Below are 12,954 nucleotides of genomic sequence, written 5' to 3'. Positions count from 1 at the left end.
GGGGTCGTGTTCAAGACTTGAAGGTTGGAGTACGGCTTGAAGGTGAGAACGTGAGCACTCAGCGCAATCGCTGACTGATGACCTTCGAGACGCCGTCGCCCTGCATCGAGACTCCGTAGAGGGCGTCCGCGACCTCCATCGTGCGCTTCTGATGGGTGATCACAATCAGCTGGGAGCTCTCCTGGAGCTCCTCCATGATCCGGATCAGCCGCTGCAGATTGGTGTCGTCGAGGGCCGCCTCGACCTCGTCCATCACATAGAACGGGCTGGGCCGGGCCTTGAAGATCGACACCAGCATCGCCACCGCGGTGAGCGACCGCTCCCCGCCGGAGAGCAGCGAGAGCCGCTTCACCTTCTTGCCGGGCGGGCGGGCCTCGACGTCCACCCCGGTGGTCAGCATGTTGTCGGGGTCGGTGAGGATCAACCGCCCGTCGCCGCCCGGGAAGAGGCGGGAGAACACCCCCTCGAACTGGTGGGCGGTGTCCCGGAATGCCTCGGTGAAGACCTGCTCCACCCGCTCGTCGACCTCCTTGACCACCTGCAACAGGTCGGCCCGGGTCTTCTTCAGGTCCTCCAGCTGCTCGGTCAGGAACTTGTGCCGCTCCTCCAGGGCCGCGTACTCCTCCAGGGCCAGCGGGTTCACCTTGCCCAGCTGCTGGTACGCCCGCTCGGCCGCCTTGAGCCGCTTCTCCTGCTGCGCGCGGACGAAGGGCACCGGCCGGTTGCGCGGGTGCTCCGGGTCCTCCGGCAGTTCCTCGCCCTCCGCCGGCGGCGACGGGGGCACGAGCTGGTCCGGCCCGTACTCGGCGACCAGACCGGCCGGTTCGACACCGAGCTCCTCCAGCGCCTTGGTCTCCAGCTGCTCGACGCGCAGCCGCTTCTCCGCCCCCAGCACCTCGCCCCGGTGCACCGAGTCGGTCAGCTTGTCCAGCTCGCCCTTGACCTCGCGGCCCCGGTTGCGCTCGGCGGCCAGCTCGGTCTCGCGCGCCGCCTTGGCCTGCTCGGCGGCCGCCCGCTCCGCCTCCGCCCGGACCAGCGACACCTCGAGGTGCGCGAGCAGTTGGCGGGCCCCGTCCGCGACCGCGGCGGCGACCGAGGCCTCGTGACGGAGGCGGGCGCGCCGCTGCTCGGCCCGCGCCCGCGCCTCGCGCTCGGCGCGCGCGCCCCGGTCGAGCGCGTCGGCCCGCCCCGCAAGCCCCTTGACACGTTCCTCGTGGGTACGGGCCTGGAGGCGCGCCTCCATCTCCGTCTGCCGGGCGTTGGCCCCGTCTGCGGCCAGCCGGTCCCGCACCGAGGTGTCCGGCTCCTCCCCGTCGGCGAGGGAGGACTCCTCCTCGGCCACGGCCAGCCGCTCGCTGAGCTCCTCGGCCTCCTCCCGGGCCCGCAGCAGCGCTTCCTCGGCCTTGGCCGCGGCCGCCGTCATCCGCTCGGCCTCACCGGCGGCGCCCCGCGCCTGCCCGGCCAGCCGGCCCAGCGACTGGGCGACCGTCGACTTCTCCCGGTCCGCCGCGCTGCGCCGGGCGGCCAGCTCCTCCACCGACGCGACGCACCCGGTGCGCCGCTCCTGGGCCCGGTGCTGCTCCGCCGCCAGTTCCTCGCACCGCACCGCCAGTTCCTCGAGCTCGGCCGCGGCCTCGTCGACGGAGGCCTGGACCTCGAGCAGGCTGGGCGCACCGGCGGAGCCGCCGTGCGCGAAGTGCGCGCCGAGCAGGTCGCCCTCCCCGGTCACCGCGATCAGGCCCGGGTGCGCGGCGACCAGGTCCTCGGCGTCCTCCAGGGTTCCGACGACCACGATGTCGCGCAGCATGCGGCGCACCGCGGGCATCAGCCCGGCCGGGCCGCTCACCAGCTCCGCGGCGTACGGGCAGCCGTCGGGCGGACGGGGAGCCTCCGCCGCGCCACCGGCCCCGTCGGGCTCCGCGCCCAGCAGTATGGCCGCCCGGCCCGCGTCCTGCTTGCGGAGCAGCCGCAGGGCCTCGGCCGCCGTCGCGGTGTCGCCGACGGCGACGGCGTCGGCGGCGGCGCCCAGCGCGGCGGCGATCGGCACCTCGTGGCCCGGCGTGACGGTGAGCAGTTCGGCGGCGGGGCCCAGCAGTCCGGTCAGCCGGTCCCGGGCACCGAGCAGCGCGCCGGTGCCGTCCTTGCGGCGCAGTCCCAGCGCCAGGGCCTCGTGGCGGGCGGCGGTCGCGGCGCGCCGGCGCTCGGCCGCGGTGGCCGCCTCACGGGCGGCGCTCAGTGCGGCCTCGGCGGCGGCGAGCTCCTCCTTGGCCTGTTCGTGGCGGGCGGAGAGCTCGGCGTCGTCCGCGTCGAGCCCGTCGACCTCGGCCCGGAGCTGCTCGTACTCCTCCTGTGCGGTGACCGCCCGCTGCCGGGCCTCGTCCCGGGCCAGCGCCAGCCGGTCGATCTCGGCCTGGGCCGATCCGGCGCGGCTCCGGGCCGCGTTGACCTGGCCGTGCAGCCGGGCCAGCCCCTCCCGCCGGTCGGCGATGGCGCGGGCGGCGTCCTTGAGCCGCCGCTCCTCCTGCAGGAGCTCGCGCTCCAGTTCGGCCCGGTGGGCCACGGTGTCGTCGAGCGCCCGGTGGGCGGCCTCCAGCGCCGCCTCCAGTTCCGCCTCCTGCTCACGGATCCGCGCCGCCTCGCGCTCCATGTCCTCCGGGTCACGGCCGCGGCGCTCCTCCGCGGGAGCCGCCGTCGCGCTCTTCACCCGGGCGTCGGCGAGGCTGATCGTGCCGCGGACCCGCTCGGCGAGCTGCTGCATCTCGAACCAGGTCTGCTGCGCCCGCTGGAGCCGCGGCGCGAGCGCGCGGACCTCCTCCTCGAGCGCCGCCTCGCGCTGCTGCGCCGCGCGCAGATCGGCCTCCGCGGCCTCCTTGCGCTCCTTGAGGGCCGCCTCGTCGGCGACCTCGGCGCGCAGCGCCTCCCGGAGGCCGACCAGGTCGTCGGCGAGGAGCCGGAGCCGCGCGTCCCGCAGATCGGCCTGGATGACGACGGCCCGGCGGGCCACCGCGGCCTGCCGGCCGAGCGGCTTGAGCTGGCGGCGCAGTTCGTCGGTCAGGTCCTGCACCCGCGCGAGGTTGCCCTGCATCGCGTCGAGCTTCCGCAGCGCCTTCTCCTTGCGCTTGCGGTGCTTGAGGACCCCCGCGGCCTCCTCGATGAAGGCCCGGCGGCCCATCGGGTCGGCGTGCAGCACGGAGTCGAGCTGGCCCTGGCCGACGATGACGTGCATCTCCCGGCCGATTCCGGAGTCGGAGAGCAGCTCCTGGATGTCCAGCAGCCGGCAGGTGTCCCCGTTGAGCTGGTACTCGCTGCCGCCGTTGCGGAACATGATCCGCGTGATGGTGACCTCGGCGTAGTCGATGGGCAGCGCGCCGTCGGCGTTGTCGATGGTCAGGGACACCTCGGCCCGGCCGAGCGGCGGGCGGCCGGTCGTCCCGGCGAAGATGACGTCCTCCATCTTGCCGCCGCGCAGCGACTTGGCACCCTGCTCGCCCATGACCCAGGACAGCGCGTCCACGACGTTCGATTTGCCGGAGCCGTTGGGGCCCACCACACAGGTGATGCCCGGTTCGAAGCGGAGCGTCGTGGCCGAAGCGAAGGATTTGAATCCGCGCAGGGTCAGGCTCTTCAGGTGCACGCCGTCGGACTCTACCTTCGGGGTCGGGTTTCACCAGGGAGTTTCACCGTGGGAAACGCAGGGCACATCAGTCGAAGAGAGGAAGGCGCCCCCCGGACCGGGCGGAAAAGAAAGAAGGGACGCCTGAGGCGTCCCTTGAAGATTCTTCAAGCGGCTGACGTGCAGCCCGACCGGCCTGGGGCTGAGGTCAGGTGAGCGCAGGCTCCGCCTGGGGTACGTCGATGTCAATGCTGTCGAGCAGCGAGTCACCGTGGTGCGCGGCGGCAGAGAGCGCGTCGTTCTCGGCCTGAATCCGTACGAGCTCGGACTCGAGGTCCTGTACGCGCTGCTGGAGCCGTCGCATCTCGGCGAGGAGTCGCGGGTCGGAGCCGCCGACGTAACCGAGAAGCGCCTTTGCCATGATGGATGGTCCTCCACACTGAGTGACCGACCGTAGCGGTGGTGGGTCGTGAGGGATTCGCACCCGCATGTCCGTCATCAACGCGGATCTCGATGTCAAACAGGTAGGGTGCGCGGGGATTCCAGAGTCTCACCAAATGGTTTGAGGGTCAACACGATCACACCCCGTATCCTCGGGCGGCCTGGGAGCACGCGGCGGGGAAGGCGCGGCGCTGCTCTCTCCAGGGGGCCCGCAGGGCGTGGAGATCAACTCTTGGGACGGCAGCCTTGCACGACCTGGCGTTCTTGGCAACCACCAGGTCATCCGTCCCCTGCGCACATGCCCAGGGCATCTCTCGGGCCGTCGCCGCCCGGCCCGGGAGCGTGGGCCGACGGGGTCTCTCAGCGAATCGCGAAGGTGTCGTAGACGCCCCGGGGTGTGTCCCAGATCTCGGTGACTCCGTCGACCCGGCCGGGCGTGTCGCCGGTGCTGAGCCAGGCGAGCAGCTTCTCGCAGCTGGGCCGGGGGCCCTCGGCGACGACCTGGACCCGCCCGTCGGGGCGGTTCGACGCGAAGCCGCGCAGGTCACCGATCTCCAGGGCGTTGGCACGGGTGAACCAGCGGAAGCCGACGCCCTGGACGCGGCCGCGGACCCATGCGGTGAGGCGGACATCTTCGTTCATGACCGGCACGCTAACCGGCCAATTGCCCGCGGGGCCCGGCGGCCCCATCCCCCATGGCGTACAGTCCCCGGTCAATGAACCTCACCCGGAGGAGTGAGGGACCGGGATCACGTGGAGGAACGCAGCGATGGGCCGCCACCGACGCACCGCCCCCGAGGCGCTGCCCGCCGGGAACCCGGCGCGGCACCGGGGCGGGCAGCGGGTCGCCGCACCGGTACGGACCGGTCTGCTGGGGGTGTCCGCCGCCGTCGCGATGGGGGCCGCGGCCGTGACCTCCGGACTGCTGCCCGGCCAGGGCGGCGAGTACACCGTCGGGAGCGAGACGCCGGGCAGCCGGGTGCGGACCGGGGACCTGCCCGAACAGCAGCCCCGGGACACGCCCGCCACGCGGCCGGCCGGCCGGAGTTCGGCACCCGCGGACCGCGGAAGCGGGCGCAGCGAGGCCCCCGGCGGGCCGTCCTCCCACCCCGGCACCCCGTCCGCGCCGTCCGGGAAGGCGCCCGAGCGGCCCTCCTCGTCCACGCCGGCCGAGGACTCCCCCGCCGCCCCGGCCGAGACCGCCGGCGAGAAGAAGGAGAGGGGGAAGCCCGCTTCCGCCGCGCCGGAGCGTCCGGTCAGCGAGGAGGCGGCCGAGGCCGAGGTGCTGAAGCTGGTCAACCACGAGCGGGCGAAGGCGGGCTGCCGACCGGTGAAGGCCGACCGGAGACTCGGCGGGCTGGCCGACGACTTCAGCGAGGACATGGCGGACCGGGACTTCTTCGACCACACCGACCCGGACGGGGCCACCCCGTGGGACCGGGCCAAGGGGCTGGGCATCGGCGCGCTGCTGGGCGGCGAGAACATCGCGCGCGGGCAGCGGGACGCCGCGGCGGTGATGGACGCCTGGATGGACAGCCCGGGGCACCGCGCCAACATCCTCAACTGCGGCTACCGGACCCTCGGGGTCGGAGCGCACTACGGGGACGGCGGCCCCTGGTGGACCCAGGACTTCGGCTACTGACCGGCCCCTGCCCGCACTGCCGGCCGGCCCTCGCCCGCACTGCGCGGACGCCCTCCGCCGGCCGCCGCCCTCCGGGGTGAGCCGCCGGGCTACGGCACCGTTGCGGGGCGGGCGGACCGGCGGCGCGGGACGGTCGCCCGCCACAGCCGGACGCAGGAGAGCAGCGCGGCCGCCAGGAGCAGCAGGTTCCGCAGGCCCAGTACCGCCACCCCCTGCCAGGAGCTGTTGAGCACCGCGCCGAAGAAGAGCGGGTAGTCGACCGTGGTCAGCGCCGCCACCAGCAGCAGCAGGACGGCGACGGGGCGCTGGGTGGTCCGGCCGACGGTGAGGCAGACCGCGGCGAGGCCGATCAGCCAGATCAGATACTGCGGGCTGATCACCCGGCTGGTGGCGGTGAAGAGCAGGACGGCCGCGAGGGCCGCGTCGTACGGAGTGGCGTCGGTCCAGCGGCGGGCCCGTACCCGCCACAGCAGCAGCCAGCCGAAGGCCACCCCGGTGAGCAGCACCGAGGCCAGGGCGACCGAGGAGACATAGGGCCCGACGAACTCGAACGATCCGTACTGGTGCCGCACCTCACCCGGCCAGCCCAGCACCCGCGCGGCGTGCAGCACGGCGCCGCCCATGGACTCGATCTCCACGCCCCGCTCCTGCTGGGCGAAGAGGAAGTCGAACGCCCCGCGGAAGCCCGCGGCGAGCGCCAGCAGCAGTACCCCGGCGGCAGCGGTGAGCGCCAGCCAGGTCTCCCGGGTGGTCCGGCCGCGCGGGGTGCCGAGCACCGTCAGCACCGGCCACACCTTGATCACGGCGGCCAGACCGGCCAGTACCCCGCCCAGGCGCGGCCGGCCGGCGAGGGCCAGCAGTGCCAGGACGGCGATTCCGGTGACGAGGACGTCGTAGCGGGCGTACGGCAGGCTGAGGAGCAGGGGCAGTCCCAGGACCCAGATCCAGGCGCCGCCCAGGCTGCGTCCGCCGCCGCGGTGCGCGGCCCGTACGAGGGCCAGCCCGACCACGGCGTCGGAGGCCAGCATCAGCAGCACGAAGCCCTGGAGGTAGGTGAGGAGGGGCAGCAGACCGGGGGCGATCATCACCATCGCGGCACCGGGCGGGTACTGCCAGGCGACGTCCCCCACGGGGAACGTGCCGTCCCGGAGCCGGCCGTCCCAGCGCTGGTAGAGCACGTGGACCTCGCCGGCGATGTCGCCGTGGCCCTGCCGGAGCAGGGCGAGCATCACCAGCCGGGACGCCGCCCAGTACCCGGCGAGCAGCAGCCAGTCGCGCGGCCAGGTACGCGGCCGGTGCCAGCGCACGGCCGGCTCCAGGGGTACGGGAGGCGCTGCGGGGTGGCTTCCTCGCGGCGTCGGCGGTGTTTCGCTCGCCGTCCTCGGCTGTTCCGGGCCAACCACCGTGGGAGCGTCCGTCACCATCGCCTCCGCATACGCATATGAGGAATCCCTAAAACGGGACAAACCTCATTGAATATAGGCAATCTGCGACGGTGGTTGGCTCACCCGCGCCGGGACCGGCCCCCGGCCTCAGCGCGGCGGCAGGACGCGGCGCGCCGGAGGCCGCTGGCAGCGGGGGCAGTAGTAGCTGGAGCGGTTCATCCACGGGCGGCGCCGGATGGCCGTACCGCACCGGCGGCAGGGCTCGTCCTCGCGGCCGTACGCGTCGAGGGAGCGGTCGAAGTACCCGGACTCGCCGTTCACATTGACGTAGAGGCTGTCGAAGCTGGTGCCGCCGACGGCGAGAGCCGCGTTCATCACGTCCCGGATGTGCCCCAGCAGTTCGGCGGTGCGGGGCCGGGTCATGCCCGCTGTCGGCCGCTCGTAGTGGAGCTTCGCCCGCCACAGCGCCTCGTCCGCGTAGATGTTGCCGACGCCGCTGATCAGCGACTGGTCGAGCAGGGCCCGCTTCACCGTGGTCCGGCGGCGGCGCAGCGCGGCGTGGAAGGCCGGCTCGTCGAACGCCGGGTCGAGCGGGTCCCGGGCGATGTGCGCGATGGCGTCGGGCAGGCCGTCCGGATCGCCGGGGACCTGGGTGTGCAGCGAGAGCCCGCCGAAGGTGCGCTGGTCGACGAAGCGCAGCTCGGTGGGGTCGTCGTCGGCGAACTGCACCCGGATCCGCAGATGGGTCTCGTCGGGGGCGTCGTGCGGCTGGACGAGCAACTGACCGCTCATCCCGAGGTGGCCCAGGACGGCGGTGCCGGTGTCCTCGACGGGTATCCACAGGTACTTGCCGCGGCGGTGCGCGGGGCCGAGACGGCGGCCCACGAGCCGGTCGGCGAAGTCGGCCGGCCCGGCCAGATGACGCCGGATGGACCGGGCGTGCCGGATCTCGACCGCGGAGACCGTACGGCCGGAGATCCAGCGCTGGAGTCCGCGGCGGACGACCTCGACCTCGGGCAGCTCGGGCACGGGGCGCTCCTCGGGGAAAAAATCGACGGGTGCACGGCGCCGTCCGGCGGGAACGGGCCGGAACGTACGCCGCCCATCCACCCCCTGGGGATGGATGGGCGGTTCACGTCACGGGCCCGGGGGCCCGCACGCGGAGGTCCGCACCCCGCCACAGGGGCGGTGGTGCGGACAGCGGTCCTACTGCGCCTGGCGCGCCGCGCCGGAGCCGGCGGCCTCGCTGTCGGCCGCCTCCCCCGGTGCGCCGGACTCGGCTGCCGCGACGGCCGCCGCGTCGGCCGCCTCGCGGATCGCGAGCCAGGCCGCCTCGGCAGCCTGCTGCTCGGCTTCCTTCTTGCTGCGGCCGGTGCCGGTGCCGTACGCGACACCACCGACGCGGGCAGCAGCCGTGAAGGTCTTCTCGTGGTCGGGTCCGGTCTCGGTGACCAGGTACTCGGGAACGCCCAGCCCCTCGGTGGCGGTGAGTTCCTGGAGACTGGTCTTCCAGTCCAGGCCCGCGCCGAGGTTCGAGGACTTCTCGATCAGCGGGTCGAAGAGCCGGTGCACCAGCTCCCCCGCCGCTTCCAGTCCCTGGTCCAGGTAGACCGCGCCGATCACCGCTTCGAGGGTGTCGGCGAGGATCGACGCCTTGTCCCGGCCACCGGTGCCCTCTTCACCCCGGCCGAGCCGGATGAAGGAACCGAGTTCGAGGCCGCGGCCGACCTCCGCCAGCGCACGCGAGTTGACCACCGCGGCCCGCAGCTTGGCCAGCTGGCCTTCGGGCAGGTCGGGGTGGATGCGGTACAGCGTGTCGGTGACCACCAGGCCGAGCACGGAGTCCCCGAGGAACTCCAGCCGCTCGTTGGTGGGCAGACCGCCGTTCTCGTACGCGTAGGAGCGGTGGGTCAGCGCACGCACCAGAAGGGCGGACTCGAGGTGATACCCGAGCCGCCCTTCCAGAAGCGTGTGGGACGAGGCCGTGTCCGCCTGCTGCGCCGCTGCACCCCCGCGTTTGCGGGGAGGGTTCGGCGAATTGGCGTCTGACATGGAGCCTGTCACCCGCCGATCAGACCTCGAGGACCTGACGACGGTTGTAGGTGCCGCAGCTCGGGCACGCGATGTGCTGCTGCTTCGGCTCGTGGCAGCGCTCGCACGCCACCAGGGTGGGGACCGCAGCCTTCCACTGCGACCGGCGGTGGCGCGTGTTGCTGCGCGACATCTTCCGCTTCGGAACAGCCACGGCTACTTCTCCTGCTTCTCGTCGACGCCCGCTTCGGCGCCGCTCATGTCGTCCTTCTCGCCGCCCTGGATGGTCTCGGCGAGTCCCTGCAGTGCCGCCCAACGGGTGTCGACGGCGTCGTGGTGGTGGTCCGGGTCGTCCGCCAGCCGCGCCCCGCATTCGGGGCACAGACCGGGGCAGTCCTCCCGGCACACCGGCTGCAGCGGCAGTGCGAGCACCACCGCGTCCCGCAGCACGGGCTCGAGGTCGAACAGGCCGTCCTCGAGGAAGAGCATGTCCTCGTCCTCGGCGTCGTCGCCGGACTCCGTCTCGCGGTTCCGGTCATCGGCGTCGGGGTAGGAGAACATTTCCTGGAAGTCCGTCTCGAGCTCACGCTCCAGCGGCTCCAGACACCTTACGCATTCGCCCGTCAGCGGCGCACGGGCGGTACCCGTGACGAGTACCCCCTCCATGACCGACTCGAGGCGGATGTCCAGCTCGACCGTCGCGTCGCCGGGCACTCCGATGACCTCGACACCGAGGTCCGCGGGAGCGTCGACGGAGCGGGAGAGGCGCTGCAACGCACCCGGACGCCGCCCCAGCTCATGTGTGTCGAACACGAGTGGGTTGCGGTGGTCGAGGCGGGCGTTCAGAGCTTCCTGCTTTCTACGCTGCGGTACTGGCGGCCCGATGCCGAGGCAATGCGGGCAGCCGAGATCGCGGACGTACGCGCGACCGAACAGCCAGGATACTGGACGGGCCGCGTGAGGCCCAATCCGCTCCCGGATCCCCGGTCAGCGGCCCTGCTCGTACTCCCGGAGCCGGTCCAGGTCGATCATGCCCGTGTCGAAGAGGCTGGTCTCGTCCAGGGCTCCGGCGGGCTGCTGCTGCTGCTGCGGCTGCCCCGGCTGGGCCGGGTAGCCGGTGTTCGGGTCGTACGCCGGCTGGTAGCCGTAGCCCGGGTCCTGCTGCGGGTAGCCGTAGGCGTCCTGGCCGGCGTAGCCCTGGTACCCGTACGGGTCCTGCTGATAGGCGGCGGCCGGGGTGTAGTAGTCCTGCTCGGGCCGGCCCTGGTGGGGCAGCTGCACCGGCTCCCCGGGCTGCTGCGGGACGCCGGGCTGCTGCGGGACGCCCGGTGCGGGCTGCTGCGCGGGCGGGGCGGCGGGCTGCTGCGGGAAGGGCGCCTGCCCGTCGCCGCCGGCCAGGCCGGCCAGGTAGTCGGCGTCACTGGTCTGCGGCGCCTGGACCATCCCGTCCTGGGCGGCCAGGTGCGCGCCCAGGTCATCGACGGTCTGGCGGCCGTGCAGCTTCTGCCGGCCCCGGCCGACGGCCTCCAGGGTCTTGGCGAGCACGGCCTCGAAGGCACCCAGCTTGGTGTCCACGTAGGCGTCGGCGCGGTCCCGGAGGGTCGCCGGGTCGGCGCTGCGCTCCGGGGCGTCCTCGTCCTCGTAGCCCTGCTCGTCGAGGCCGGGACCGCGGCCCAGGAGCTTCTCCCGGCCGCGGTCGACGGAGCCGATGGTCTTGGTGAGGACGACCTCGAAGTTGGCGAGCTTGCTGTCGACGTAGTCGTCGGCCTCGGCGCGGATCTCCTCGGCCTCGCGGCGCGCGTCGGCGAGGATCCGGTCGGCCTCGCCCTGGGACTGCCGGGCGACCTCGGTGTCGGAGATCAGCGAGCCGCGGTGGGCGTGCGCCGACTCGATGATCCGCTCGGCCTCCCGCTGCGCCTCCTCGACCATCCGGTCACGGCCGCCGATCAGGTCCCGGGCCTCGGCCAGGGAGCCGGGGAGGGCGGCGCGCACCTCTTCGAGCATGGCCAGCAGCTCGGCGCGGTTGACCACACAGGAGGCCGACATGGGCATGGACCGGGCGCTGCCGACGGTCTCGACGATCTCGTCGAGCTTCTTCTGCACGTCCACTGAGGCTGCTCGCAGTCTTGTCTGGCCGGGGTTCCGGGGCGACGGCCGCCGGGCGTGCGCGGTGCCGGCCGGCGGTTCGGGTCCCAACGACTGTACGGCCATGCGCCACCCCGCCGACACCGCTTGAGGGAACGTCAGCGGGGCACAGGTGTCACTTCCGCTCGGCGAGGCGCTCGGTGAGGGCTTCCAGCACCAGCGGCGGCACCAGGTGGGAGACGTCGCCGCCCCAGGCCGCGACCTCCTTGACCAGGCTGGAGGAGAGGAAGCTGTAGGTGGGGTTGGTGGGCACGAACAGCGTCTCGACGCCGGAGAGCCCGTTGTTCATCTGGGCCATCTGGAGTTCGTAGTCGAAGTCGCTCACCGCGCGGAGGCCCTTGACGATGGCCGGGATGTCGCGCTGCTTGCAGAAGTCCACGAGCAGGCCGTGGAAGGCCTCGACCTCGACGTTGCCGTACTCGGCGGTGACCTGGCGGAGCAGGTCGATCCGCTCGTCGACGGTGAACAGGCCCTTCTTGGACTGGTTGATCATCACGGCGACGTGCACCACGTCGTACAGCTTGGAGGCACGGCCGATGATGTCGAGGTGTCCGTTGGTGACGGGGTCGAAGGACCCCGGACAGACTGCGCGGCGCAACAGTGGTTCCTCGCTCTCCGGTCCGTTCATGACACGCTGACGGATGACTGGTCGGTGCGCGTCGGGGCGGCGCGACCGTACCAAAGCGTGCCCTCGCCGTATCGACGGGCCCGTAGCCCCTCGAACCCGGCGGGCCACCGGAATTCGCCGCCCCTGGTGCTGCGCTCCACGGTGGCGAGGGCGTCCTCGGTGAGCCAGCCCCTGTCGCGGAGTGTGATCAGAATCTCGCGGAGATCGTCGTCCGTCACCACGTACGGCGGGTCGAGGAAGACCACGTCGTACGGGATGGCGGGGGCCGGTCCGGCGACGATCTGCTCCGCCTTCCCGGCACGCACCTCCGCGCCCGGCATGGCGATCACGCCGACGTTCTCCCGGATGACGCGGGCGGCACGGGCGTCGGCCTCGACGAGCAGCACATGGCCGGCGCCCCGGGACAGCGCCTCCAGGCCGACGGCTCCCGAACCGCCGTAGAGGTCCAGCACCCGGATGCCGTGCAGATCGCCCAGCAGCGACCCCCAGGTGGAGAACAGCCCCTCGCGCGCCCGGTCGGAGGTGGGCCGGGTTCCGGTGCCCGGGGGTACGGCCAGGCGGCGTCCGCCGGCTTCTCCGGCGATCACGCGGGTCATGGGGTCCGGCCCTTCGTCACGGTGGGTGGAGCTGCTGCCGCGGAGCCTGCGGCTGCTGGCTCCCACGATATGGCGTCGGGTGGGCCGCCGGTGGCGCGCCCGGGCGACAGGGAGGGGTGCGACGGCCGGTCCGGGCGGCGTTCGCGGCCCGGGCGGCGTTCGCGGTCCGGGCGGCGTTCGCGGTCCGGGGCAACGGGGCGGGGTGGCCCGTTGCCGAGGGTGCGCGCGGGGTCGGCGGCGCGGACGGTGGCGGACGGGCGGGCGGAGAACGGGGCGGTGGCGGGCGTTCGGGCGGAGAGCGGGGCGGTGGCGGAGGCTCGGGCGGAGAAGCTGGGCGGAGCAGTGGCGGACGCTCGGGCGGAGAAGCTGGGCGGACGTTCGGGCGGGGCGGGGCGGTGGTGGGCGGGCAGGAGCGGCGAGGTGCGGGCGGCGCCCGGAGGAGCGCGGTTGGGCGGACGGGCGCCCCGGCGTGC

The 12,954-nt window shown here is 73.3% G+C and carries 12 protein-coding genes; 1 reads left to right on the top strand and 11 read right to left on the bottom strand.

Annotated elements, in window-relative coordinates; all coding sequences use genetic code 11:
* Window positions 1–58 precede the first annotated feature (58 nt).
* The 3 genes from smc to AC3EQ1_RS12060 form a co-directional block, all read right to left on the bottom strand.
* Window positions 59–3,634: a chromosome segregation protein SMC gene (smc, locus tag AC3EQ1_RS12070; RefSeq protein WP_432094316.1), complete on the bottom strand. Its 3,576-nt coding sequence runs from the start codon at window positions 3,632–3,634 to the stop codon at window positions 59–61.
* A gap of 187 nt (window positions 3,635–3,821) precedes the next feature.
* Window positions 3,822–4,034 (bottom strand): hypothetical protein, encoded by a 213-nt coding sequence (locus AC3EQ1_RS12065; RefSeq protein WP_388850633.1) that lies wholly within the window; start codon window positions 4,032–4,034, stop codon window positions 3,822–3,824.
* Window positions 4,035–4,414: 380 nt separating this feature from the next.
* On the bottom strand, window positions 4,415–4,696 hold the full coding sequence (locus AC3EQ1_RS12060; RefSeq protein WP_432094315.1) for an acylphosphatase: 282 nt from the start codon (window positions 4,694–4,696) through the stop codon (window positions 4,415–4,417).
* Window positions 4,697–4,823: 127 nt separating this feature from the next.
* Here AC3EQ1_RS12060 and AC3EQ1_RS12055 point away from each other — a divergent pair, with 127 nt between their 5' ends.
* A complete protein-coding gene (locus tag AC3EQ1_RS12055; RefSeq protein ID WP_432094314.1) occupies window positions 4,824–5,696 on the top strand; it encodes a CAP domain-containing protein in 873 nt (290 codons plus the stop codon).
* Between the two features lie 89 nt (window positions 5,697–5,785).
* Here the strand turns inward: AC3EQ1_RS12055 and AC3EQ1_RS12050 are convergent, their stop codons facing one another.
* The 8 genes from AC3EQ1_RS12050 to rsmD all read right to left on the bottom strand — a co-directional run bounded on the left by AC3EQ1_RS12050 (window position 5,786) and on the right by rsmD (window position 12,481).
* Window positions 5,786–7,003 carry a glycosyltransferase 87 family protein gene (locus tag AC3EQ1_RS12050; protein WP_432094313.1) on the bottom strand — a complete coding sequence of 406 codons (1,218 nt, stop codon included), beginning with the start codon at window positions 7,001–7,003 and terminating at the stop codon, window positions 5,786–5,788.
* Window positions 7,004–7,228: 225 nt separating this feature from the next.
* Window positions 7,229–8,110 (bottom strand): bifunctional DNA-formamidopyrimidine glycosylase/DNA-(apurinic or apyrimidinic site) lyase, encoded by an 882-nt coding sequence (gene mutM / locus AC3EQ1_RS12045; RefSeq protein ID WP_432094312.1) that lies wholly within the window; start codon window positions 8,108–8,110, stop codon window positions 7,229–7,231.
* Window positions 8,111–8,287: 177 nt separating this feature from the next.
* Window positions 8,288–9,133, bottom strand: a complete 846-nt coding sequence (rnc, locus tag AC3EQ1_RS12040; RefSeq protein WP_432094311.1) for a ribonuclease III — start codon at window positions 9,131–9,133, stop codon at window positions 8,288–8,290.
* 19 nt (window positions 9,134–9,152) lie between these two features.
* Window positions 9,153–9,326 carry a 50S ribosomal protein L32 gene (gene rpmF / locus AC3EQ1_RS12035; protein WP_009714764.1) on the bottom strand — a complete coding sequence of 58 codons (174 nt, stop codon included), beginning with the start codon at window positions 9,324–9,326 and terminating at the stop codon, window positions 9,153–9,155.
* Window positions 9,327–9,328: 2 nt separating this feature from the next.
* Window positions 9,329–9,958: a YceD family protein gene (locus AC3EQ1_RS12030; protein WP_432094365.1), complete on the bottom strand. Its 630-nt coding sequence runs from the start codon at window positions 9,956–9,958 to the stop codon at window positions 9,329–9,331.
* A 141-nt stretch (window positions 9,959–10,099) separates the two neighbouring features.
* On the bottom strand, window positions 10,100–11,221 hold the full coding sequence (locus tag AC3EQ1_RS12025; protein ID WP_432094310.1) for an ATP synthase subunit B family protein: 1,122 nt from the start codon (window positions 11,219–11,221) through the stop codon (window positions 10,100–10,102).
* A 151-nt stretch (window positions 11,222–11,372) separates the two neighbouring features.
* On the bottom strand, window positions 11,373–11,855 hold the full coding sequence (gene coaD, locus AC3EQ1_RS12020; protein ID WP_388850653.1) for a pantetheine-phosphate adenylyltransferase: 483 nt from the start codon (window positions 11,853–11,855) through the stop codon (window positions 11,373–11,375).
* Window positions 11,856–11,881: 26 nt separating this feature from the next.
* The gene (gene rsmD, locus AC3EQ1_RS12015; RefSeq protein WP_432094309.1) at window positions 11,882–12,481 is read right to left on the bottom strand and encodes a 16S rRNA (guanine(966)-N(2))-methyltransferase RsmD; all 600 of its coding nucleotides are present in this window, start codon (window positions 12,479–12,481) and stop codon (window positions 11,882–11,884) included.
* Between the last annotated feature and the right edge of the window lie 473 nt (window positions 12,482–12,954).

The sequence above is a fragment of the Streptomyces sp. bgisy100 genome, from assembly GCF_057709105.1.
The sequence above is the reverse complement of the archived record's forward strand: the minus strand, read 5'-3'. Positions and strand labels throughout refer to the sequence as shown.

Bases quoted from the DNA above. Each gene is read 5' to 3' on its own strand.
- rsmD (WP_432094309.1), bottom strand. From the start codon at position 12,481: ATGACCCGCGTGATCGCCGGAGAAGCCGGCGGACGCCGCCTGGCCGTA.
- AC3EQ1_RS12065 (WP_388850633.1), bottom strand. From the start codon at position 4,034: ATGGCAAAGGCGCTTCTCGGTTACGTCGGCGGCTCCGACCCGCGACTC.
- AC3EQ1_RS12060 (WP_432094315.1), bottom strand. From the start codon at position 4,696: ATGAACGAAGATGTCCGCCTCACCGCATGGGTCCGCGGCCGCGTCCAG.
- AC3EQ1_RS12055 (WP_432094314.1), top strand. From the start codon at position 4,824: ATGGGCCGCCACCGACGCACCGCCCCCGAGGCGCTGCCCGCCGGGAAC.
- rnc (WP_432094311.1), bottom strand. From the start codon at position 9,133: ATGTCAGACGCCAATTCGCCGAACCCTCCCCGCAAACGCGGGGGTGCA.